The sequence below is a fragment of the Xenorhabdus miraniensis genome, assembly GCF_002632615.1.
On sequence record NZ_NITZ01000021.1, the window covers coordinates 46,363 to 70,599 of the forward strand.

The window sequence follows — 24,237 nt, forward strand, 5'->3', positions numbered from 1 at the left end:
GACTAACTCAATAACCAAAGGGTGGTAGTCAGTGAATATAAATTATGGGCGATGGGTCAGTACCGCTGCGTTGGCGGCAACGGTACTGGCAAGTGTGTTGTTGATTGTGAAAATTTTTGCATGGTGGTTTACTGGCTCGGTGAGCTTATTGGCGGCGCTGGTGGATTCTCTGGTCGATTTGGCGGCCTCTTTGACCAATTTTTTTGTCGTGCGTTATTCACTTCAACCTGCTGATAAAGAACATGCGTTTGGACATGGTAAGGCCGAATCACTGGCGGCTTTGGCACAAAGTATGTTTATTTCCGGTTCAGCGATTTTTCTGTTTTTGACGGGCTTTCAGCATCTGTTTTCCCCTAAGCCTCTGGAGAACGCCGCGGTTGGTGTCTGGGTAATCATTATTGCTCTGATTTCCACGCTATGTCTGGTGACGTTTCAGGAGTGGGTGATTAATAAAACCCAAAGTCAGGCGATTCGTGCGGATATGCTGCATTATAAGTCTGATCTATTGATGAATGGCGCAATTTTGGTGGCACTGCTTTTGAGCCTGTATGGTTTTAAACGTGCAGATGCGCTATTTGCTTTGGGGATTGGAGTTTATATCCTCTATAGCGCGTTACGAATGGGGTATGATGCCGTACAATCTTTGCTTGATCGTGCCTTACCGGATACAGAGCGGCAGGAAGTTATTGAGATTATCCAGAGTTATCCGGGGATTGCTGGTGGTCATGATCTGCGAACCCGTCAATCAGGGCCGACGCGTTTTATCCAGTTCCATCTGGAGATAAATGAAAATCTGCCGTTGGTTCAGGCTCATGCTTTGGCCGAAGGAATTGAAAATAAATTGCGGAGTCGATTTCCGGGTGCCGATATTATTATTCACCAAGATCCTTGCTCTGTTGTGTCCAAAGAGCACAAAAATCGTTGGGATTGGTGATGAATTTATTCATAATCAAAAGATCGTCAAAAAATAGACATAATCTTAATGCAGGCTGAGTTTTTTTCCGTATGATAGGTTCTGTTGAATCAATTCAGCCAATGCAGTGACAATCGGGTTTCTAAAAGTTGCCATCAATTTTTCCCATTAGGAAAGCAGTCAGCAGATTGGCAAATACTTATACCTACAAATAACATACCTACAAATAATATATCTACAAGTCAGAGGTCATCATGATCAACAAGATTAAAAGAATCGGAGTCCTAACGAGTGGCGGTGATGCGCCTGGCATGAACGCCGCTATTCGTGGTGTTGTTCGTGCCGCTTTAACCGAAGGGTTGGAAGTTTACGGCATTTATGATGGCTATCTGGGGTTGTATGAAAACCGCATGAAGAAGCTCGACCGTTTTAGCGTTTCCGACATGATTAACCGCGGCGGCACGTTTTTAGGTTCAGCCCGTTTCCCTGAATTCAGGGATGATAAAGTTCGGGAAACTGCCATTGAAAATATGCGCAAAAATGAGATTGATGCGCTGGTGGTGATTGGCGGTGACGGTTCTTATTTAGGCGCGAAGAAGTTAACCGAAGCAGGTTTCCCTTGCATTGGTCTGCCAGGAACGATTGACAATGATGTTGCAGGCACCGATTACACCATCGGTTATTTCACTGCGCTGGAAACGGTGGTAGAGGCGATTGACCGTCTGCGTGATACCTCAACTTCCCATAAGCGTATTTCCATTGTTGAAGTGATGGGACGTTATTGCGGTGACTTGACCTTATCGGCGGCAATTGCCGGTGGATGTGAGTTTATTGTTCTGCCTGAGAGTGAAACACCATTCAGTCGTGAAGAGTTGTTGTCTGAAATTCAGGCGGGTATTCAAAAAGGTAAGCGCCACGCGATTGTTGCCATCACTGAGCATGTTTGTGATGTTGATGAGTTGGCGAAATATATTGAAGCAGAAACTCGCCATGAAACCCGTGCAACGGTATTAGGCCATATTCAGCGTGGCGGTGCACCAGTGGCTTATGACCGTATCCTTGCTTCCCGCATGGGGGCTTATTCTGTCCAACTCCTGTTGGAAGGACACGGTGGTCGGTGTGTTGGTATCCAGAACGAGAAACTTGTTCATCACGATATCATTGATGCAGTACAAAATATGCAGCGTGTCTTTAAAAAAGATTGGTTGGAAACGGCGAAGAAACTCTACTAATCCTGCCTTCTGATCCTGTTTTTTCTGCAAAATCCTTCTTCATAGGCAGTCACTTTATGTGGCTGTCTCACTTCTCATATTCTTCTTACGCATAAGCAGAAATTTTAAATTATTTCTGCGTCATAACGCTTTCTGTCAGTTTTTATGGTGAAACATCACCGTAGATTCTGGGAATGGTTTATGAGAATAGTTTATGGGAGCATGGCACCGTGATTATGAATGCAATGATTAAAAAGACAAAAGTAGTGAAATCAGGCGCGAAATGGGCAGTGGCGAGTGTTTATGCCGTGTTATCAGCAGTTCTGATGTTATTGCTGGCAAACAGTGCATGGGCGAAAGAGGTTCAACTCTTAAATGTATCCTATGATCCGACTCGTGAGTTATACCAACAGTACGATAAAGCATTCAGTGAGTACTGGCATAAAAAAACGGGAGATGATGTGAAGATCCGCCAGTCACACGGTGGCTCAGGCAAGCAGGCAACTTCTGTGATTAATGGTCTTCAGGCGGATGTCGTCACTCTGGCGCTGGCATATGATGTGGATGCAATTGCAGAGCGTGGCCGGATTGATCAGCATTGGATTAAGCGTCTGCCGGATAATTCGGCACCTTATACCTCAACGATTGTTTTTCTGGTGAGAAAAGGCAATCCCAAGCAGATAAAAGATTGGCCGGATTTAATCCGTCCCGATGTTTCTGTGGTAACACCGAATCCGAAAACTTCCGGTGGTGCACGTTGGAATTATCTGGCTGCCTGGGGATATGGACTGGCAAGTCACCATCAGGATCAGGTTAAAGCCAAAGAATTCGTGAAAGCACTTTATAAAAATGTCGAAGTACTGGATTCCGGTGCGCGAGGTGCAACCAATACCTTTGTGGAGCGCGGGATTGGTGATGTATTGATCGCATGGGAAAATGAAGCGCTGCTGGCGATTAATGCTTTGGATAAGGACAAATTTGAAATCGTCACACCGAGCATTTCTATTCTGGCAGAACCCACAGTAGCTGTCGTTGATAAGGTAGTTGATAAGCGGGGTACACGCGAACTGGCCACGGAATACCTTAAGTATCTTTATTCTCCGATAGGGCAGGAAATTGCAGCCAAAAATTATTATCGTCCGCGCGATAAGGCGATTGCAGAAAAATACCACGCTGTTTTCCCCGATCTGAAACTCTTTACGATTGATGAGATTTTTGCTGGTTGGGATAAAGCACAGAAAGAACATTTCGCCACAGGCGGGACTTTTGATGAAATTATCCGCCGTTAATCATTGAGGCGATTGGTTGGGGTAGAAGAGAATTGTGGTAGAGGAGTGATGTGGCAGAGGAAGTAAGAAAAAACCGCCGCGGGTATATTCCGTGGCGGTTAAGTTATTTTTTTGCAATCAATTGGATATAAAAGATTACAAATTACGCTTTTTTCGCTTCGGCGGCGGCTTTTACAATCACAGCAAAAGCATCTGCTTTCAGTGATGCGCCACCGACCAATGCACCGTCGATATCTGGCTGAGTAAACAATTCTGCTGCGTTGCTGGCGTTAACAGAGCCGCCGTATTGAATAATGACCTGTTCAGCGATAGCGGCATCTTGTTTCGCGATATGCTCACGGATAAATTTATGAACTGCCTGTGCTTGTGCAGGCGTTGCTGATTTACCTGTGCCGATTGCCCAAACAGGTTCGTAGGCAATCACTGCACCTTTGAACGCTTCAGCGCCCAGCGTGTTCAGGACTGCATCGATTTGTCGTGCACAAACCGCTTCGGTTTGACCCGCTTCGTTTTCCTGTTCGGTTTCACCAATACACAGAACTGGGATCAGACCTTGCTCTTTCAGGATGGCAAATTTCTTGGCAATCAATTCGTCGCTCTCTTTGTGATAAGTACGACGTTCAGAGTGGCCGATAATGATGTATTTCGCGCCGGCGTCTTTCAACATTTCTGCGGAAGTTTCGCCAGTGAATGCGCCAGAAAGGTTAACGCCAACATCTTGTGCACCCAGCGCGATGCGGCTGCCAGCCAGTGCATTGTTTGCCAGAGAAACATAAACTGTTGGTGGTGCAATAGCGACGCCACAGCCGTCAACGTTGCTCAGTTCTTTACGCAGGCCTGTAATCAGGTCGTTAACCATGTGGGTACTGCCATTTAATTTCCAGTTACCCATAACTAATGGATGTCGCATGTTTTTCCCTCCAACCAGAAAATAATCAAATTGCGAACTGAATGAATATTCTTTCTTTGAATGACATCAATCGGATGTCATTCCCTGTAAGCGGAATCCCGACAGTATAAAGATCATCAGCGCGAATAGCTCTGCGCTGTGTCACTAATTTTCATTTGCTGCGGCGTCAGATAGCGATAGCTTAATCGGTTCAATTGCGAAGGTCATTATATTTTCGCTGCTGTTCACGATGATATAGCGTGTTGCTCCCATTTTCTGGCTGAAAGCAGGGTGTTTTTCCGCCGCTTGTAATAGTTTTTCTAATTGGGTTTTAGCCTGATCAGGGGAAAGAGTCGGCTCGAATTGGCCGATCAGCGCGGTGATATACTGTTTTGCCAGAATGAAATTATGCTCATTTTCCGGCTCATCTTGTGATGGTAATAGCGTAATTTGCAGGCTCTTAATCTTTTCGCTACCCCGCTCCAGCACTGCCGAAGAGTATATTTTTTCATTGATTTTACTGGCCGCGCGAATGAGAGGCAGAGAAATATCCTTGCTTGCAATGACCTTATATTCGTATAGGGGGATTTCAGGGTGTTTTTTGTTGTATTTTTCCCGGAAGATAGGGATTGTATCTTCGAAAGTCGGCGAATTTGGCAGCAGATACATCAACTGTGGGTTCACTTCTGGTGTGACAGCAGGCTCACTCGCAACGGCATATAATGGCAAACTGATGCCAAAAGCGATTAATATTGTCATCAGAAGTTTATTCATGCCTGTTTTCATTTTGCTACTCACTGAGTTAAATACTGAAAAAACAGCATTCACAATTTGGAAAAGAATACATGACATTACAACAATGGGGATTCTCATTCAAAGGTCGAATTGGACGTCGGGAATTCTGGATTGGCATTGGCATCTGTTTTGCCTTGATCTTTATGCTCCTGACACTGCATGGAATGAATGTCCTCCCCATAAATTATGCAGCAGTTGGTGTCGCCTTGCTATTGTATCCAACCGTTGCGATTTTTTCTAAGCGCCTGCATGACCGGAATAAACGTGGCGGCTGGGTATTATTGTTCGCATTGGCTTGGGTATTATTGTCCCTTGACTGGAGTGCAATGGCCCCAATATGGCAATGGGGTATTGGTCGTTTTGTCCCAACATTGATTTTCGTTATGGTAATGCTTGATTGTGGTGTATTCCGTGGTACGGAAGGGGCTAATCGCTTTGGGGAAACGGCAGAAATGGTTGATTACATTTCTGCCAAGTAATTTCTGCCAAGTAATTTCTGTCAAATAGCCTGCTCTAAAACGTGTGTAAGTTGATGAATAATGTTGTGAATATCAATATGTTGATTACCAATATTGCTCACTGGTGATATGGCCCGGTTTACGGCGCAAGTGTTTTACCATGTTGCGCTGCTCTTTCAGCAGTTGTTGGGTATCCCTGACCATTTGGGGGTTCCCACACAACATAACATGACTGTTTTCCGCCTGTATGGGCAGACCAACAGCCGATTCCAGTTCCCCACTCTCAATTAATGCGGGAATTCTCCCCATCAGTGAGTTGGGGGATTTTTCCCGACTTACGATGGTCTGTATTCTCAGCTTGCCTTGTAGCTTCTTCTCTAATTGCTGCATCATTGGTAAATAGCTCAAATCTTGCCCCCACCTCACTGCATGAACCAGAACGATATTTTCAAATCTTTCCAGATTAACCCCTTGCTGGAGTATGGAAAGATAAGGCCCAATGGCGGTGCCGGTTGAAAGCATCCAAAGTGTTTGGCAATCAGGGAGTTCATCAAGGACAAAAAAACCTGCCGCTTGTTCTGTAACGAGCAGTTCATCTCCGGTTTTTAATGTTGCCAGCCGAGGGCTAAGTTTACCTCCCGGCACGGTCACTAAATAAAACTCCAGATTATTGTCATCGGGGGAGTTGACGTAAGAGTATGCGCGTTGAATGCGCTCACCTTCAATTTCCAGTGCAAGTTTTGCAAATTGCCCGGCAGTAAATTTTTCTATCGGCGCATGTACTCTGATGCTAAAGAGTGAGCCTGTCCAATTGGTTATGTCGGTAACTTTTCCTGTAACCCAGTTTGCCATTACGATTAACCTCTCTACACAATATGCTGCAAATTAATTTGATGTGAATAAATACTGCGTGAATTGGTGATTTTTTGTAACGATTCTACGTGATTACCTGAAATAGCATTATCGATTACGTGTTACAGTTCAATTAACTGTATTTTTGCCAATATCATGGGTTGATATGTACATTTTTATTGACATGTATGGGTAATTTAACTGTTATTTTTTATTCATACAAAATTGTATACTGCAATGAAAAAATATAGATTTGTCAAACAAGACACTTTCAATGAAGTCAGTATCTTATAACGAATGACTGTTTGATAACGAATAATTGTATGTAAATGCGATGAGAAAAATAGAACACTTTAATTTATTGTTGATGCTGATTGCTTTGGCTGCTGTCGGGCAAATGACACAGACAATCTATGTGCCAGTTATTGCGGATATAGCGAGTGATTTTAGTAAACCCGCAGGTGAGGTTCAGCGGGTTATGGCAGCATATTTATTTTCTTATGGGCTTTCGCAGCTCTTTTATGGGCCGTTATCCGATAAGGTGGGGCGTCGTCCAGTTATTTTGGCGGGAATGTCCATTTTTCTGGCGGCGACGACATGTGCACTGTTTGCCCCTAATTTACTGATACTGGTTATTGCCAGTGCGTTTCAGGGATTGGGCACGGGGGTTGCCGGCGTGATGGTGCGTACTATGCCACGGGATTTATACACGGGTACGACGCTGCGCTATGCTAATAGCTTACTGAATATGGCGGTATTGATCAGCCCCTTGGCTGCTCCCATGATTGGCGGTCTGGTGGCTCATTATTTTGGGTGGCGTGCCTGCTATTGGTTTCTATTAGCATTGGGTGCGATAGTGGCTTTTTTCCTGTTCCGGCATCTACCAGAAACTCGCCCCACGCAGACTGAGCATCGCACGATGTTGGTTGTTTTCCACCAGTTACTCTCCCATAGCTCTTTTGTGGCTTACCTGCTGATGTTGGTAGGCGGTCTGGCTGGGGTTGCTGTTTTTGAAGCGAGTAGCGGTGTGTTGATGGGCGCTGTTTTGGGGTTGGATAGCTTAACGGTCAGTATCCTGTTTATTTTGCCAATTCCTGCGGCGTTCTTTGGTGCATGGTATGCGGGACGCGAAGGTCAAACATTTTATCGGCTGATGTGGCATTCTGTGATTTGTTGCTTGTTGGCCGGAGTCTTGATGTGGCTTCCCGGCTGGTTCGGCATCATGAATATCTGGACGTTGCTGATACCTGCTGCACTCTTCTTTTTTGGTGCAGGAATGTTGTTTCCTTTGGCAACCACAGGAGCGATGGAACCTTTTCCCTATTTGGCAGGAGCGGCAGGTGCTCTGGTGGGGGGATTTCAGAACGTGGGTTCGGGGGTAGCGACATGGCTGTCGGCAATGTTACCGCAAAATAGCCAATTCAGTGTCGGTCTTTTGATGTTTTCCATGGCCCTGTTGATTCTGTTTTGCTGGTTGCCGATTTCCCAACGGATCCAACGTCAGGAGCCGACGGCCTTATAAAGTCTCGACTTGGCAAAATCGAAGAAAACCGGAGCATCCGATAAAAATGCTCTGACATTGATGCAATGTGATATTGCATTCTACGATGCCAGAGCTTTTGTTTATCCGGTGGTTCGCGATTAAGCGCGATCTTCCCATTCTTGAGCACGGGCAACGGCTTTCTTCCAGCCATTGTATTTATGATTGCGCTCAGTCGTTTCGATACCTGGGCGGAATTCTTTTTCGATGCCTGCCTTACTCTTCACTTCATCCAGATCTCGCCAGAATCCGACGGCCAAACCAGCAAGGAAAGCGGCTCCCAACGCGGTGCTTTCACGTACTTCCGGGCGTTCTACGCGCGTGCCGAGAATGTCGGATTGAAACTGCATCAGGAAGTTATTGGCAACAGCACCGCCATCTACACGTAAAGCTTGCAGGCGTGTCCCCGAGTCAGCTTGCATCGCATCCAATACATCACGGGTTTGGTAAGCGATGGATTCCAACGTGGCGCGAATAATATGATTGCTATTTGCACCACGGGTCAGGCCGAAAATAGCACCACGAGCATAAGGATCCCAGTATGGGGCGCCCAGGCCAGTAAACGCCGGAACGACATAAACGCCATTGCTGTCTTTGACTTTAGTTGCGAAATATTCTGAATCTGTCGCATCGGCAATGAGTTTCAACTCATCACGTAGCCATTGAATGGAAGCTCCACCAACGAATACGGCGCCTTCCAGTGCATAGTTAACTTCTCCGCGTGGGCCACAGGCGATGGTCGTCAGCAGGCCATGGCTGGAGCGAACGGCATCTTTGCCTGTGTTCATCAGCAGGAAGCAGCCAGTGCCGTAAGTATTTTTGGCCATGCCGGGATGAACACATAATTGTCCGTACAGGGCGGCCTGCTGGTCACCTGCGATACCCGCGATAGGAATACGAGTGCCGCCTTTACCACCGATATTGGTTTGACCATAGATCTCTGAGGAAGCTGCGACTTTTGGCAGCATAATGCGAGGTATTCCCAATTCATCAAGAATTTTTTGATCCCAATCCAAGTTATGGATATTGAACAACATGGTACGGGAAGCATTGGTATAGTCGGTCACATGTACACGTCCCTGAGTCATTTTCCAGACTAACCACGTATCGACTGTACCGAATAAAAGCTCTCCGTTTTCGGCGCGTTTACGAACGCCTTCGATGTTATCTAAAATCCATTTTATTTTTGTGCCGGAGAAATAGGGATCAACGACTAAACCTGTATTGTGGCGGATATACTCTTCCAAACCCTCTTTTTGTTTCAGTTTGGTACAGATATCTGCTGTCCGGCGGCATTGCCATACAATCGCATTATAAACAGGCTTACCAGTCTCTTTTTCCCAGACAATGGTTGTTTCCCGTTGGTTAGTAATACCAATGCTGGCAATTTGATCGGAACTGATATCTGCTTTTGCCAGTACTTCAACCAGTGTAGAACTCTGGCTTGCCCAGATTTCCATTGGGTCGTGCTCTACCCAACCTGGTTTGGGGTAAATTTGAGGGAATTCGCGTTGTGAGATGCAGACAATATTGGCATCGTGATCAAGCACAACAGCTCGTGAACTGGTTGTGCCCTGATCCAGAGCGACGATATATTTTTTTTCAGTGATATTTTCTGTTGTCATAACTATAACCTGGTTTCAATGACTCATTTTTTATTGTTTTATTGGATTGCCATCACTTAAGTATGGCAAGTTTAAATCTCGCGCGGTAAATGGCGAGCAATCAGTTTACGGTAGCCAAAAGCGCCTAAAATCGCGCCAACGACAGGAGCTACCAAAGGAACAAGGCAATAAGGAATATCTCGGCCGCCTGTCAGGGCAACATCTCCCCAACCTGCTAAATAAGCAACCAATTTGGGGCCGAAGTCACGGGCCGGGTTCAGGGCAAATCCGGTCAGGGGACCGAATGAACCACCGATAACCGCAATGAGAATACCAATCAGCAGAGGGGCTAAAGGCCCGCGCGGGATGCCGTTGCCATCATCTGTCAGGGCCAAAATCAGGCACAGCAGAACGGCGGCGATAATAACTTCGACGATAAATGCCTGTAGTACGGAGATCTGTGCAGCAGGGTAAGTAGAGAAAACTCCCGCCGTGAAGAGACTTTCCTGTGAACCCCGAATCGTGTTGTGAACTTGTTCATAATCCAGGAAGAGATTGTAATACATCATATAGATGATGAGAGCTGCAACAAAGCCCCCAAGCATTTGGGCAATGATGTAAGGCAGCACTTTTTTTCTGTCAAAGTTAGCGAATAAACATAGTGCAATGGTGACTGCGGGATTGAGGTGTGCACCTGAGATCCCTGCGGTCAGATAAACTGCCAAGGCAACACCAAAACCCCAGATAATACTGATTTCCCATAAACCCAGTTGTGCCCCTGCAAGCCGGGCGGCAGCAACACAGCCTAAGCCAAAGAAAACGAGTAATGCAGTACCCAGAAATTCTGAAACGCATTGACCTGATAATGTTGGATTAGTGGTTTGGCTCATTTCTATATCCTATAAATCCTATAAAAAAGTACAGGGAAAGATTAATGATTAGTCATTTCTTATATATTAAGAGAAAGGTGCCTGTGAATTTATCGTTAATGCGCGTAAACGAGAAATAGCGAAATTGAAATATGCGTGTTGCGTCAACAAAATGAGCGAATTCGCATTTGATTATGGCTTTCTTTCACTTGGAAATGTGATCTTGTATACATTTTGCTTTAGTCGCTATATTTCTCGTTATAACGCACATTGAAAGGATGAAACTAGACAGGCGTTAATAGGCTAAATACAATCAAGAGATTGCTTACAAGAGGGCCCGAGAATGTCATTTGAAGTGTTTGAAAAGCTAGAATCTAAAGTTCAGCAGGCGATTGATACCATCACTTTGCTGCAAATGGAAATTGAAGAATTAAAAGAACAGAATGCGGCGTTATCTCAGAATGTTCAGAATGTGACAGACAGCCGTGATTCACTGGCACGTGAAAATGAGCAGCTCAAACAAGAACAATCAGCATGGCAAGAGCGCTTACGTACCCTGTTGGGTAAGATGGAAGATGTACAATAAGGTATCTAAAGGCTTAGCTGAAAAAGGGCGATGATTGCGCCCTTTTTTTATATCCAATAAAGATAATGGGTATTACGCTTCATCGTCGTCACTGTCTTCGTCAAGATCCAGTGGTACATCTGATAACACAATGCCGGTGTTGTCTGCGTAGAGGTAGTCACCAGAGAAGAAAGTTACGCCACCGAAGTTCACTCTGATATCACTTTCACCCACGCCTTCGCTATTGGAACCGGCAGGAATGGCGGCCATTGCCTGAATACCAATATCAAGTTCAGCAAGGTGATCAACCTGACGTACCGCGCCATAGACGACAATGCCTTCCCACTCATTATTGGCGGCAAGTTGAGCCAATTCGGCATCAACAAGTGCCTTGCGTACCGATCCACCACCATCGACGAGCAGAATACGGCCAAGCCCATTTTCTTCAAGTAAATCATAAAGCAGGCCATTGTCTTCAAAGCATTTCACCGTGATGATCTGACCACCAAATGAAGTACGCCCACCAAAGTTGGAAAATAGTGGTTCTACCACGTTTATATCTTCTTGATAGATATCACAAAGTTCGGAAGTATCATATTTCATGGGATTTACGTCTGGTTTATGCAAGGGACGGACAGTATATCCTTTTAAAGCCAATGTTGGCAAAATCATCAATCTTAAAACTTATGTATAAAATTGATGTCTACTCGCTTAATTAAGTACCAACCCGATGGAAAACAGCACATTGGTCAGTAATGCCGCTTTGACCATTTGTACCAGCTTAGGGCGCATACCTTCGGGTGTCGGATCACGCAGTACTTGCAACATGTGTTTCAATAATAGAGGAAAGGCAAGTAAAAATAGCCAGCTAGTCCAAGTGGTTAAATACTGGAACGTAAAGATGATAAGGCAAGACATGGCACCGATTATCAGGGCAGCATGGTAGTAACGTGCTTTTTTTCCCCCCAATCTGACAGCCAGTGTATTTTTGCCGTTTTGCCGATCATTTTCGATATCGCGCAAGTTATTAATATTTAAAACTGCAACGGAAAGTAAACCACAGGCGGTTGCGGGCAGGATCGTATCCAGGGAAAAGGTACTGGCTTGCAGGTAATAGGTACCAAGAACACTCAACCAGCCAAAGAAAATCAGGACAGAAATATCACCCAGCCCAAGATAGCCGTAAGGTCTGGCTCCTACGGTATATGTGATAGCCGCGATAATCGCCAATAATCCCAGAGTCAAGAAACCGATAACATCGCTCAGGCTATTACAGGCCACGACAATGAGAGAAATGCCTGACAGGCAAGAGAGCAGCACCGTGATCTTCAATGCGTTTTTCATCTGCTTTGCTGTAATCAGGCCTTTTTGCATGCCACGCATTGGGCCGATACGTTTTTCTGCATCACTGCCTTTGGCTACATCGCCATAGTCATTGGCGAGGTTGGAAAGAATTTGCAGTATGGCCGCAGTTAATAAAGCCAGCAACGCCACAGGCCATTTGAAATGTCCCGTCCATGATGCAAGGGCTGAACCAGTTACGACGGCAGCTACGGCCAGAGGTAATGTTTTGGGGCGTAAGCTTTCCAGCCATGCCTGTATCTGACTGATAGACGTTGTTGAGCTCATATTGTCACTATTTATCATTACGTGATTAGTGGATGATAAATTTTATATCATCGAAAATAGAGAAATGGGAGGCTAAAAGCCTCCCATTTTACGATTTCTTCCACTGTTTTCGCGTTTTTCTTCACATTGAATTGCTTGCGTGAATAAGTCCGGCGAACCAGATTAAATCAGGTCAATATTACTGATTATAAAATAAACCGGCTCAGGTCTTCATCCGCAACCAGCTCATCTAAATGTTCTTTGACATAATCGGCATTGATTTCAACCAACTGTCCTTGGCTCTCGCTGGCGTCGAAAGAAATATCTTCCATCATACGCTCAAGCACGGTATGAAGACGACGGGCACCGATGTTTTCGGTGGTTTCATTCACTTGCCATGCTGCTTCCGCGATTTTGCGGATACCATCAGTAGTGAATTCAATACCCATACCTTCGGTAGCCATCAGAGCTTTATATTGCTCAGTCAGTGAGGCATTAGGTTCAGTCAGAATACGTTCAAAGTCTTCAGTTGTCAGTGCTTGCAATTCAACGCGGATTGGCAAACGGCCCTGAAGTTCAGGGATCAGGTCTGAAGGGCTGGAAACCTGGAAAGCGCCGGAGGCGATGAACAGAATGTGATCGGTTTTGACCATACCGTGTTTGGTGGAAACGGTACAACCTTCTACCAGTGGCAGCAGATCGCGCTGAACACCTTCACGTGAAACATCCGGGCCGGAAGTCTGGCCGCGTTTACAGATTTTATCGATCTCATCGATAAAGACGATACCGTGCTGTTCAACCGCATCAATCGCTTGCTGTTTCAATTCTTCAGGATTAACCAGTTTTGCGGCTTCTTCTTCTACCAGCAGCTTGAACGCGTCTTTTATTTTCATCTTGCGGTTTTTCTGGCGCTGGCCTGCCAGATTCTGGAACATGGATTGCAACTGATTAGTCATCTCTTCCATGCCCGGAGGCGCCATGATTTCAACGCCAACTGGAGCGGCTGAAACTTCGATTTCAATTTCTTTGTCGTCTAACTGGCCTTCACGCAGTTTTTTACGGAATGCCTGACGGGTTGAAGATGGCTCGGACTGAGCTTCTGTCTGTCCCCAGTTATTTTTGGCCGGTGGCAGCAGGACATCCAGAATACGCTCTTCTGCCAGCTCTTCGGCGCGATAGCGGTTTTTCTCAATAGATTGCAGACGAACCATTTTTACAGCGGCATCAGTCAGATCACGGATAATGGAATCAACTTCTTTGCCAACATAACCCACTTCAGTGAATTTGGTTGCTTCAACCTTGATAAAGGGAGCGTTAGCCAGTTTTGCCAGACGACGGGCGATTTCGGTTTTACCGACACCGGTTGGGCCTATCATCAGAATATTTTTTGGGGTAACTTCTTGGCGCAGTGATTCATCCAACTGCATACGACGCCAGCGGTTGCGCAGAGCAATGGCAACAGCGCGTTTTGCTTTGTCTTGACCGATGATGTGATTGTCGAGTTCGCTGACAATTTCGCGAGGAGTCATTTCAGACATACTATCTATCCTTACGCTTTCGAAGGCAGTTCTTCGAAGTTGTGATTATGGTTGGTGTAGATGCAGATATCGCCAGCGATGGACAGGGCGCGTTCGGTAATTTCCCTGGCACCGAGTTCCGTGGTTTCCAGCATTGCGCGGGCGGCAGCCTGTGCGTATGAGCCTCCGGAACCAATGGCAATAAGATCATTCTCTGGCTGAATCACATCACCGTTACCTGTAATAATCAGAGAAGCATTTTCATCTGCGACTGCAAGCAGGGCTTCCAGCTTGCGTAGCATGCGATCCGTTCGCCAGTCTTTGGCCAGTTCAACAGCCGCTTTGGTCAGATGCCCTTGATGCATTTCGAGTTTACGTTCAAACAGTTCGAACAGTGTGAAGGCATCGGCAGTACCGCCGGCAAAACCCGCGATGACTTTGTCATTGTAAAGGCGGCGTACTTTGCGGACATTGCCTTTCATCACGGTATGACCCATGGTTGCTTGTCCATCACCACCGATGACGACTTTGCCATTACGGCGAACACTTACGATTGTAGTCACGAGTTAGCCCCTGGTTACAAAATAGAAGATGGTACACACGGGATGTTGGCTGGTTATTCTGCAATTGCTTGTGGTATTGCTGATAAAAGCACCGTGTGTATGTTATTAACGATTAAGATGGGGGAATTTTCTGACTTTTCAACCCCCAACCGGGCGAGGAATACAGTCAGATACACCTGCACCAGCAACCTTTTCACGCATTTTTTCAGCACTGGACTTATTCTTATAAGGGCCGAGTACAACACGGTTCCAATTGTCTTTCGTGGTAATCTGGCTTTCAATGCCTGCGAATGCAAGGCTGGCACGGACAGATTCGGCTTGCTCCATCGTGCGGAAGGAGCCGCATTGTAGCATCAATCTGGTGTCATTTGTTGCAGATTTTGGTTTAGTGTCACCGGAATTTTGGGAGGAAGCGGATGAGTTGCTTTCCTGAGCAGCCGTTGCTTTTTGCTCTGGTGAATACTGCTGAGATTGCTGCCGCATATATTCTTCTGAAGGTGGATTGATCACAACGCGCGTACGTGGAACAGGCTCACTATTGTAGGGAACTTCTTTCAACGAGATAGGAGGCTGGCGCATATCCGCCTGCATCTGTTCAAGCAATTGCTTCTGTTCTGGTGTCAATTGAGGGGCATGGTTTAGCGGTTGATTCAATATCGCAGTGGGATCTTGTATTGAAGACTCATTAACCGGCCGGTTTTCCAGCTCTTTGATATAGCTCCAGCGCTCTTCTGGTTTAGGGGGCAGGCCATGACCTTTGGTTTGGTGAGAAGGCTGGATGGCATTTTGTACACTTTCTTTTTTGTTGTGCACGATGAAATAAAGGCCACCAATAAATATGACCACCAAGGCCACAGCAACGGCTAATGTAGTTTTGGGTAATCCTTGAGACTGATTTTTCTTCTTACCAGTACTTTTCCGACGGGGATTGCTCTGCCCGCGACTCACATAATCTCGTTGTGCCACTGTTTAATTCGCTGATTTATTAAAAATTAAGGAATAGATAACCAATGTTACTTAACCTACTGTTATTTGGCTAGCTTTTAGGCGAACAGGTACTCGAGCGAATGATCAATTCTGCATCCAGTAACCTTGAGCCTTTGGAAACCCATCGGCCTTGAAGCTGTTCCAGCAACAAAAGCATAGAATGACGCCCAATCTCATAACGAGGTTGTTTCACTGTGGTTAGCGCCGGTTCACTGTATTGAGCCAGATTCAAATTATCGAAACCAATAACCGAGAGTTCTTCTGGTAATTTTAACCCCATTTTCTTGGCTTGCCACATTGCGCCCATGGCCATGACATCGCTATGGCAGAAAATCGCACTCGGAGGCTCTGGTAGAGTCAATAGGGTTTCCGCCAATTCAGCGCCACTTTCATGGGTGAAATCACCACGGACAATATATTCTTCCAGAATTTCTCCTCCTGTGCGACGCAGGGCTTGAATGTACCCTTGTAATCGATAATGGCACAGTGGCATGTTATCCGGCCCTGTAATACAGGCGATGCGTTTGTGCCCCAGTTTTTGCAGATGATGGGTGGCATTGAATGCGGCTGTCAGGTTATCAATATGGACAGTCGGAAGTTCCAGCTCCGGTGCGAATTCATTGGCCATGACCATTGGCGGCAGGTTTTTTTGCTCTTCTTTGGAAACATCGAAAGGAATATTGGAACCCAATAGCACCATGCCATCAATGCGTTTGGTGATCAACAGATTGATAAACGCATGCTCCTGTTGCTGCTGATGTTTACAGTCACCAATCAGAACCAGATAGCCATGTTCGGCTGCGGTTTCTTCAATGCCGCGGATGACTTCGGTGAAGAAAGGATCGCTGATATTGGGCACAATAACTAAAATCGCCCTGGATTCATTGCGCCGTAGATTTTTGGCAAGATTGTGAGGATAGTAACCCACTTCCAGTACGGCATTTTCTACTTTTTGACGCGTACGAGCAGAAACCTTATCAGGATTCATAAGTGTTCTTGATACAGTTGCAGTAGAAACACCAGCCACTTTGGCAACATCTTTCATGGTTGCCAGTGTGCAATTCTTTTTTTCCATAGTTCATTTCTCGCTTTCTACAGGCAGCAAAACGATTGCTCTCAGTCTGCTAAAAAACGCCGGTTATGCCTAAGAAAGAAGCTCTGGCGGATCGTTTTCTACAGTCATATTAATAAGTTCATTTTAAACTGATTAATAAGCCAATCCGTTACTTTGTTTGCATAAAAAGTGTGATATGAATCATTTCTTAGAGATACTTCGCAAATTAAGGAAATAATTGCCTCTATTTCTGTTATTGGTTAATGATTTTCTGTTATCAACCTTCGGTCGGGTCAACGTCAATGTTCCATTTCACCTTGCGTGCCTGTGGCAGTGCAGTGATTTGTGGGTAGATCCCCGCCATCATTTTCTGTAGGAAGATACGTGAAGGATGTTGCACCATTAATTGCCAGCGATAACGACCGCCGCGTTTGGCTTGTAATGCCGGTACAGGGCCCATGATCCATAGTTGGTTATCATACAATGGATGATGTTCAAGCAATTGACGCATTTGTTGCAAAAATGCGGGGGCTTGTTGATTGTCATGATCTTCTGAGCGGAGCAAGATGTGGCTGGCAAAAGGTGGCAGATGCACTTGTTGTCGTTCTTCCATCGCTTGTTGCGCAAAGGCATCGTAGCCCTTTTCCAGTAGTACCTGTAATAGTGGGTGCTCAGGATGGTGGGTTTGCAGGACAACTTCACCTCGCTTGCCCGCTCGTCCTGCCCGACCGGAGACTTGAGTATACAGTTGGGCAAAACGTTCTGCTGCCCGAAAATCGGCAGAGAACAGGGCTCCATCAACATCAAGTAAGGAGACCAAAGTCACGTCGGGGAAATGATGACCTTTCGCCAGCATTTGAGTACCAATCAAAATGCGTGCCCCACCTTGATGAACTTCAGCCAGTTGCTGTTCCAATGCCCCTTTGCGGCTGGTGGTATCACGATCAATGCGGGTGACAGGAATATTGGGAAACAGTTGGGTGATGCCATCTTCAAGCTGTTCCGTGCCCAGACCGACAGGGATTAGGTTAGTGGAACCACATTGTGGGCACTGGCGTGGGATCGGTCGTTGGCTGTCACAGTGATGGCAGCGTAGGTGGCGATGGTTTTGGTGCAACGTGTAATAATGATCACAGCGCTGGCATTCCGCTATCCAGCCGCATTCGTGGCAAAGCAGGGCGGGAGAATAGCCACGACGGTTCAAAAACAGAATAACCTGATTGTCCGCCTTGAGGTGCTCTTTGATGCGGTTGATGAGCGGTTGTGATAACCCGACAGTCAACGGTAATCCTTTCAGATCCAGCAAATGCTGAGTCGCTGGTTGGGCGTGGCCTGCTCGTTTGGTCAATGTGAGTTGGCGGTATTTCCCCTGCTGAACGTTATATAGTGTTTCCAGTGCTGGTGTGGCCGTTCCCATAATGATCGGAATTCCCTCTTTTTTGGCGCGAAATACCGCCAAATCACGGGCATGATAGCGCCAGCCTTCCTGTTGTTTGTAGGAACTGTCATGCTCTTCATCAATAATGATGACTCCCAGATGGGCAAAGGGAGTAAACAAGGCTGAGCGTGTACCGATGACGATAGCATTTTCTCCCCGCTTCGCCCGCAGCCAAACGGCTAATCGTTCGCTGTCATTCAATGCTGAGTGAAGGATATCAACAGGTGCGTCGAAACGTTCCCGGAATCGGCGAATAGTTTGTGGCGTCAACCCAATTTCTGGCACCAAAATCAGCGCTTGTTTACCCTGTTCAAGAATGTTTTCCAATACGCTGAGATAGACTTCCGTTTTGCCTGAACCCGTAATCCCCGCAAGCAGCCACGGGGAGAACGTGTTATCTTCTGCGCGAATGGCGCCTATCGCGGTGGCCTGTTCTGTATTCAGCTTTAGCCGTTCACCGATGATGTTAAAATCTTCATGCCAATTTTCAGCTTCCGGCTGTATTGGACAAAGCTCAATCAGTGACTTCTTTTTCAGTGATTGCAATGCACTTTCACTTAATTCCAATTCAGCGACTTGGTGGCGGTAAACCGGCTTTTGGCGCAAAGTGGCTAAGGCCTGCTGCTGTTTGGTAGAACGCTTGAGTTGTTCGAGTGGGAACTCGCGTCCAGTTTCAGTGACATGCCATTGCCATAGTGGAGAAAACTCTGCCGGTTTTCCCTGTCGTAGCAAAATGGGCAGAGCATGGAACAAAACTTCCCCCAGCGGATAGTGATAATAGCTGGCTGACCACAAGAGCAATTGCCAAAGGTCGTCGGGAAAAAGTGGCTGGACATCAAGAATGCCGGAAATAGACTTGAGCTGTTCGGGAGAAAATTCGCTATTGTCTGCAATACCTGTGACTATGCCTATTGCATTACGTTTGCCAAACGGCACGTTCACGCGAACACCGAGAGTTGGCAAAGGTAGTCCTTCGGGTAATAGATAATCAAAAGCGCGGGTTAAGGGGACAGGCAACACGACCTGAACAACTGTCATAAGGCGTTTTCCGGATAATTAATGACCAGGTAAAAGAAAGTAGAGCGATAAGGGTATCATAGCAAATCAGCAGATTTCATTGCGTGATGAACAGATTTTCTGTATGATCCGCCGCCTTTGGTATAGAAATTACCGATACTGATTTTTATCAACACGACATTTTTATCAACATGACGTGTGGTGTCTGGCGGCAACAGGGCCGGATAGCGACACGGCCTGAATAGAGGTTTCCCATGAAACAAGGTATCCATCCTAAGTACGAAGAAATTACTGCATCTTGCTCTTGCGGTAACGTTATCAAAATCAACTCTACCGTAGGTCACAACCTGAACCTGGACGTTTGTGGTGCATGCCACCCATTCTACACTGGTAAGCAGCGTGACGTTGCGACCGGTGGTCGTGTTGATCGCTTTAACAAACGTTTCAGCGTTCCAGGTACTAAGAAGTAATGACTTTTCCCTGCCGGTACTCAATACAGGCAGGATAGTTGAAACAAAAACGCCCGATGTTCTGCATCGGGCGTTTTTGTTATCAATATTCCCATGTTTCAGGATCAATACCGAGCTCACGCATCATGATTTTCGCTGCTTCAGGGATTTCATCATGACGTTCTTTACGCAAATCATCATCATCAGGCAGAGGCTGTCCAGTGAACGCATGGAGAAAAGCTTCACACAGCAATTCGCTATTTGTTGCATGACGCAGATTGTTCACCTGACGACGGGTACGCTCATCAGTCAGGATTTTCAACACCTTTAACGGGATTGAAACCGTAATTTTTTTGACCTGTTCACTTTTTTTGCCATGTTCAGCATAAGGGCTGACATACTCACCATTCCACTCAGCCATGAGATACCTTAAATAATTTTTAAAACAAGTAATTGAAATCAGAAGTTGGAGGGTATTTCTGATCTGTTTTCATGTCGGTAATTCGGTAGTCTAGCATAATTCGCCTATCGACTATATCGCTCCAGTCTCACTGACTTATAAAGTATAACCAGAAGAAATATAAAGCATAAGGATAATCGCCTAATTGTAGTATCAGACTGCCGTATTAAACCGCAAATGATTTTGGATGTCTAGATGTGTTGACGTCTATGCTTCCGATCGTTATCCTTGCATGACGCCAATAATAACAATGATGGGTAAAGGTTATGGGATGTAAGCAAGCGACAATTGCGGTTCACAGTGGCTCAAATATTGATGAACAATATGGCTGTGTGGTTCCACCTATTTATCTTTCCAGCACATATAACTTTACTGGTTTCAACGAACCCAGAGCGCATGATTATTCTCGACGTGGTAATCCAGGCCGCGATGTTGTCCAACAGGTTTTGGCAGATCTGGAAAGTGGTACTGGGGCAGTGATGACCAGCAGCGGTATGTCAGCCATTCATCTGCTATGCACTGTATTTCTGAAACCGGGGGATTTATTAGTAGCTCCCCATGATTGTTATGGTGGAAGTTACCGTCTGTTTGATAGCTTGAGCAAACGTGGTGCATACAATGTGCTCTTTGTTGATCAGTCAGATGATCAGGCTCTGAAACAGGCATTGGCACGAAAGCCTAAACTGGTGTTGATTGAAACACCGAGCAATCCTCTGTTACGAATTGTCGATATTCAATATATTTGCGAGCTGGCCCATGAAGTGGGGGCATTGGCTATCGTGGATAACACCTTCCTGAGTCCTGTACTGCAAAAGCCATTGGATTTGGGGGCGGACTTAGTGGTGCATTCCTGCACGAAATATCTGAACGGGCATTCTGACCTGATTGCAGGGGCGATCATTGCCAAAGATCCGGAAATTGCCAAAGATTTGGCATGGTGGGCGAACAATATTGGTGTAACAGGGGCAGCTTTTGACAGCTATTTGTTGCTGCGCGGCATCCGTACCTTATCTGCCCGTGTGCTGCTTCAACAGAATAATGCTGCTGTTATTGCTGATTATTTACAACAGCAACCACAAGTGAAAAAGCTCTATTATCCTGCGCTGAAAAGCCATCCCGGACATGAAATTGCCGTTAAACAGCAAAAGGGTTTTGGGGCGATGCTGAGTTTCGAATTGGATGGTGATGAACTAACCATGCGCCGCTTTTTATCTGCATTAAAATTATTTACTCTGGCTGAATCTCTCGGTGGCGTGGAATCGTTGATTTCTCATACCGCAACAATGACACACGCGGGAATGTCGGCAGAAGCAAGGGCTCAGGCAGGGATTACGGATTTGCTTCTTCGTGTCTCTGTAGGAATTGAAGATAGTCAGGATTTAATTGCTGATCTGGACAATGCGTTTCAGGCAGCGACAACGAGGTAATCATTAATCATGAGTGCACTGGCAACAGCGGGGGCGGAATCTGGCCGCCAATTACATAAATTTGGCGGTAGCAGCCTGGCCGATGTGAAATGTTATCAGCGGGTTGCAGATATTATGGCGAACTATAGCCAGCCGGGTGATTTGATGGTGGTATCAGCGGCAGGGAGTACAACGAATCAGCTTATTGATTGGCTGAAACTGAGCCAGAGTGACCGGATATCAGCACATCAAGTCCAGCAATCACTACGGCGCTATCAGCAAGAGTTGATCCGTGGCTTATTGCCTGAGTCGGTAGCAGAAGAGCTGGTCACAAAGTTTATCGCTGATCTGGAGAGATTGAGTGCACTGTTAGATAAGCCCGTTACAGATATCACTTATGCAGAAGTTGTCGGTCATGGTGAGATTTGGTCTGCACGTTTGATGGCGGCGTTACTTGAGCATCAGGGCCTCCCTAGTGCATGGCTGGATGCACGCCAATTTCTGCGGGCAGAACGAGCTGCTCAGCCACAGGTTGATGTGAGTTTGTCCCAACCCTTGCTCAGCCAGTTATTGATCCAAAATCCTCATAAGCGTTTGGTTGTCACGGGGTTCATCTCTAGTAACCAAAATGGTGAAACCGTCCTGTTGGGGCGCAATGGCAGTGACTATTCTGCCACACAGGTTGGTGCATTGGCGGGAACCCAAAAAGTCACTATATGGAGTGATGTTGCAGGGGTTTATAGTGCCGATCCGCGTAAAGTCAAAGATGCGTGCCTGCTACCTTTGTTACGCTTGGATGAAGCCAGTGAATTGGCCCGTTTGGCGGCACCTGTACTTCATACCCGCACATTACAGCCTGTTTCCACCAGCGATATTGATCTGCAATTGCGTTGCAGCTACCAGCCTGAGCAAGGTTCGACTCGCATTGAGCGGGTGCTGGCAACAGGGACTGGAGCGAAAATTGTTACCAGCCATGATGATGTTTGCCTGATTGAATTGCATGTATCGTCAGCCCACGACTTTAAGCAAATCTACAACGATATTGATTCACTGTTGAAACGCGCCCAAATCCGGCCGCTGGCGACAGGACTGCATGCGGACTGTAATCTTATTCAGCTTTGCTATACCTCTGAGATTGTGAACGGTGCCCTTGATGTTTTGCAGGATGCCGCTTTGCCCGGAAAACTTTCCCTGCGTGAAGGTTTGGCGCTGGTGGCATTGGTGGGGGCTGGCGTCTGTAAAAATCCGCTGCATTGCCATCGTTTCTATCAACAATTAAAAGATCAGCCTGTTGAATTTATCTGGCATGCGGAAGATGGCATCAGCCTTGTTGCTGTTCTGCGCCTGAACCAAACTTCGCACCTGATTCAGGGTCTGCACCAAAGTCTGTTTCGGGCAGAAAAACGCATCGGTTTGGTGCTGTTTGGCAAAGGAAACATTGGCTCACGTTGGTTAGAACTATTTGCTCGTGAACAGAAGCATATTTCAGCCCGCAGTGATTTTGAGTTTATTCTGGCGGGTGTTGTGGATAGTTGCCGAAGTTTACTGAATTATCAAGGGATTGATGCCAGTCGTGCGTTGGCGTTCTTTGATGACGAAGCGACTAAACATGAAGACGATGCTCTGTTTTTATGGATGAGAGCACATCCTTATGATGATTTGGTGGTACTGGATGTGACGGCAAGTGAAGAACTCGCCAAAGAATATATCGATTTTGCCAGCTATGGATTTCACGTTATCAGTGCCAACAAAGTGGCCGGTTCTTCCGATAGCAACACATATCGTATGATCCGCGATGCCTTTGCAAAAACGGGACGCCATTGGTTATACAATGCCACAGTTGGCGCAGGGTTGCCGATTAATCACTCGGTCAGGGACTTACGGGAAAGTGGAGATACTATCCTGTCCATCAGCGGGATCTTTTCCGGAACGTTATCATGGCTATTCTTGCAATTTGATGGTTCTGTCCCTTTCAGTGATTTGGTCGAACAGGCATGGCAGCAAGGATTGACGGAACCTGATCCGCGTATCGATCTTTCTGGTCAGGATGTGATGCGTAAGCTGGTTATTTTAGCCAGAGAAGCGGGTTACGAGATAGAACCTGATCACGTTCGTGTTGAATCACTGGTGCCGGAAGAGGCACGAATCGGTTCCATCGAAGAATTTTTTGAAAACAGCGCTGCTATTAATGCCCAGATGCTTCAACGGTTGGAGGCAGCACGGGAAATGGGCATGGTACTACGATATGTCGCGCGCTTTGATGCCAGTGGTAAAGCGAAAGTGGGTGTGGAAGCGGTGCGTAATGATCATCCGTTAGCTTCATTGCTGCCAGCGGATAACGTATTTGCGATAGAAAGCCGCTGGTATCGTGATAATCCGCTGGTGATCCGTGGCCCTGGTGCCGGGCGGGACGTTACCGCGGGAGCAATCCAATCAGATTTAAATCGCCTCTCACAGCTTCTCTAATTTGTGGTTTTGGGCGGGGATATGATGAACTATCCCTGCCTGTATCATCATCCCGCCAATCAAAAACATCTTATTGCTCTTTATATTTAAAAAATAACTTATTGAAAAAACAAATTTATTGAGAACAAACAAAGCAAGCCATCGGATTGTCTTATAAAAAAGAAATCTTGATTAAATTTCATAAAATCCGCCCAAATAGTTTGTTTTCTGATATGAATAGAGCGTTAGAGATAAACAAAAGAACAGCTCTAATCTTGACAGATACAGGATAGATGCCGATTGAACCA

The 24,237-nt window shown here is 46.1% G+C and carries 22 protein-coding genes; 9 read left to right on the plus strand and 13 right to left on the minus strand.

All coding sequences use genetic code 11. The features are described 5' to 3' along the window. Window positions 1-31 precede the first annotated feature (31 nt). The 3 genes from fieF (at window position 32) to Xmir_RS17205 (ending at window position 3,413) form a co-directional block, all read left to right on the plus strand. Window positions 32-934 (plus strand): CDF family cation-efflux transporter FieF, encoded by a 903-nt coding sequence (gene fieF / locus Xmir_RS17195; RefSeq protein ID WP_099115366.1) that lies wholly within the window; start codon window positions 32-34, stop codon window positions 932-934. A 233-nt stretch (window positions 935-1,167) separates the two neighbouring features. After that, on the plus strand, window positions 1,168-2,145 hold the full coding sequence (gene pfkA / locus Xmir_RS17200) for a 6-phosphofructokinase (RefSeq protein WP_047962244.1): 978 nt from the start codon (window positions 1,168-1,170) through the stop codon (window positions 2,143-2,145). Between the two features lie 215 nt (window positions 2,146-2,360). Continuing rightward, a complete protein-coding gene (locus tag Xmir_RS17205; RefSeq protein WP_422646024.1) occupies window positions 2,361-3,413 on the plus strand; it encodes a sulfate ABC transporter substrate-binding protein in 1,053 nt (350 codons plus the stop codon). 142 nt (window positions 3,414-3,555) lie between these two features. Here Xmir_RS17205 and tpiA read toward each other — a convergent pair whose 3' ends face one another. Together tpiA and Xmir_RS17215 are read right to left on the minus strand one after the other, a co-directional pair. Beyond that, window positions 3,556-4,323, minus strand: coding sequence for a triose-phosphate isomerase (gene tpiA, locus Xmir_RS17210; protein ID WP_099115368.1), 768 nt, complete (start codon window positions 4,321-4,323; stop codon window positions 3,556-3,558). A 144-nt stretch (window positions 4,324-4,467) separates the two neighbouring features. Then, entirely contained in the window at window positions 4,468-5,088 is a 621-nt protein-coding gene (locus Xmir_RS17215; protein WP_099115369.1) for a DUF1454 family protein, read from the minus strand. A 59-nt stretch (window positions 5,089-5,147) separates the two neighbouring features. Between Xmir_RS17215 and Xmir_RS17220 the strand changes: the two genes are divergently transcribed. Then, window positions 5,148-5,576: a DUF805 domain-containing protein gene (locus Xmir_RS17220; RefSeq protein WP_099115370.1), complete on the plus strand. Its 429-nt coding sequence runs from the start codon at window positions 5,148-5,150 to the stop codon at window positions 5,574-5,576. An 84-nt stretch (window positions 5,577-5,660) separates the two neighbouring features. Here the strand turns inward: Xmir_RS17220 and fpr are convergent, their stop codons facing one another. After that, window positions 5,661-6,407: a ferredoxin--NADP(+) reductase gene (gene fpr / locus Xmir_RS17225; protein WP_099115371.1), complete on the minus strand. Its 747-nt coding sequence runs from the start codon at window positions 6,405-6,407 to the stop codon at window positions 5,661-5,663. A gap of 334 nt (window positions 6,408-6,741) precedes the next feature. Between fpr and emrD the strand changes: the two genes are divergently transcribed. Next, entirely contained in the window at window positions 6,742-7,929 is a 1,188-nt protein-coding gene (gene emrD / locus Xmir_RS17230) for a multidrug efflux MFS transporter EmrD (protein ID WP_099115372.1), read from the plus strand. Window positions 7,930-8,048: 119 nt separating this feature from the next. Here the strand turns inward: emrD and glpK are convergent, their stop codons facing one another. Then, entirely contained in the window at window positions 8,049-9,572 is a 1,524-nt protein-coding gene (gene glpK / locus Xmir_RS17235) for a glycerol kinase GlpK (protein ID WP_099115373.1), read from the minus strand. A gap of 71 nt (window positions 9,573-9,643) precedes the next feature. Beyond that, window positions 9,644-10,441 (minus strand): MIP/aquaporin family protein, encoded by a 798-nt coding sequence (locus Xmir_RS17240; RefSeq protein WP_099115374.1) that lies wholly within the window; start codon window positions 10,439-10,441, stop codon window positions 9,644-9,646. A gap of 322 nt (window positions 10,442-10,763) precedes the next feature. Here Xmir_RS17240 and zapB point away from each other — a divergent pair, with 322 nt between their 5' ends. Next, window positions 10,764-11,006: a cell division protein ZapB gene (gene zapB, locus Xmir_RS17250; protein ID WP_099115375.1), complete on the plus strand. Its 243-nt coding sequence runs from the start codon at window positions 10,764-10,766 to the stop codon at window positions 11,004-11,006. Window positions 11,007-11,078: 72 nt separating this feature from the next. Here zapB and rraA read toward each other — a convergent pair whose 3' ends face one another. The 7 genes from rraA to priA all read right to left on the minus strand — a co-directional run bounded on the left by rraA (window position 11,079) and on the right by priA (window position 19,190). Next, window positions 11,079-11,588, minus strand: a complete 510-nt coding sequence (gene rraA, locus Xmir_RS17255) for a ribonuclease E activity regulator RraA (protein ID WP_099115376.1) — start codon at window positions 11,586-11,588, stop codon at window positions 11,079-11,081. 108 nt (window positions 11,589-11,696) lie between these two features. Continuing rightward, window positions 11,697-12,614 (minus strand): 1,4-dihydroxy-2-naphthoate polyprenyltransferase, encoded by a 918-nt coding sequence (locus tag Xmir_RS17260; RefSeq protein ID WP_099115377.1) that lies wholly within the window; start codon window positions 12,612-12,614, stop codon window positions 11,697-11,699. 185 nt (window positions 12,615-12,799) lie between these two features. Next, the gene (hslU, locus tag Xmir_RS17265) at window positions 12,800-14,131 is read right to left on the minus strand and encodes an HslU--HslV peptidase ATPase subunit (RefSeq protein ID WP_099115378.1); all 1,332 of its coding nucleotides are present in this window, start codon (window positions 14,129-14,131) and stop codon (window positions 12,800-12,802) included. An 11-nt stretch (window positions 14,132-14,142) separates the two neighbouring features. After that, window positions 14,143-14,673: an ATP-dependent protease subunit HslV gene (hslV, locus tag Xmir_RS17270; protein ID WP_047962233.1), complete on the minus strand. Its 531-nt coding sequence runs from the start codon at window positions 14,671-14,673 to the stop codon at window positions 14,143-14,145. A 138-nt stretch (window positions 14,674-14,811) separates the two neighbouring features. Continuing rightward, window positions 14,812-15,639 (minus strand): cell division protein FtsN, encoded by an 828-nt coding sequence (ftsN, locus tag Xmir_RS17275; RefSeq protein ID WP_099115379.1) that lies wholly within the window; start codon window positions 15,637-15,639, stop codon window positions 14,812-14,814. Window positions 15,640-15,709: 70 nt separating this feature from the next. After that, complete coding sequence (gene cytR, locus Xmir_RS17280; RefSeq protein WP_099115380.1) at window positions 15,710-16,735, minus strand: DNA-binding transcriptional regulator CytR; 1,026 nt, start codon at window positions 16,733-16,735, stop codon at window positions 15,710-15,712. Window positions 16,736-16,991: 256 nt separating this feature from the next. Further along, the gene (gene priA / locus Xmir_RS17285; protein ID WP_099115381.1) at window positions 16,992-19,190 is read right to left on the minus strand and encodes a primosomal protein N'; all 2,199 of its coding nucleotides are present in this window, start codon (window positions 19,188-19,190) and stop codon (window positions 16,992-16,994) included. Between the two features lie 233 nt (window positions 19,191-19,423). On the opposite strand from priA, the gene rpmE reads away from it, so the two are divergent. Next, window positions 19,424-19,639, plus strand: a complete 216-nt coding sequence (gene rpmE, locus Xmir_RS17295) for a 50S ribosomal protein L31 (RefSeq protein ID WP_074019092.1) — start codon at window positions 19,424-19,426, stop codon at window positions 19,637-19,639. A gap of 82 nt (window positions 19,640-19,721) precedes the next feature. Here rpmE and metJ read toward each other — a convergent pair whose 3' ends face one another. Then, window positions 19,722-20,039 (minus strand): met regulon transcriptional regulator MetJ, encoded by a 318-nt coding sequence (gene metJ, locus Xmir_RS17300; RefSeq protein WP_047962228.1) that lies wholly within the window; start codon window positions 20,037-20,039, stop codon window positions 19,722-19,724. A gap of 305 nt (window positions 20,040-20,344) precedes the next feature. Here metJ and metB point away from each other — a divergent pair, with 305 nt between their 5' ends. After that, entirely contained in the window at window positions 20,345-21,505 is a 1,161-nt protein-coding gene (gene metB / locus Xmir_RS17305; protein ID WP_099115383.1) for a cystathionine gamma-synthase, read from the plus strand. Window positions 21,506-21,514: 9 nt separating this feature from the next. Continuing rightward, the gene (locus Xmir_RS17310) at window positions 21,515-23,950 is read left to right on the plus strand and encodes a bifunctional aspartate kinase/homoserine dehydrogenase II (protein ID WP_099115384.1); all 2,436 of its coding nucleotides are present in this window, start codon (window positions 21,515-21,517) and stop codon (window positions 23,948-23,950) included. Window positions 23,951-24,237 lie beyond the last annotated feature (287 nt).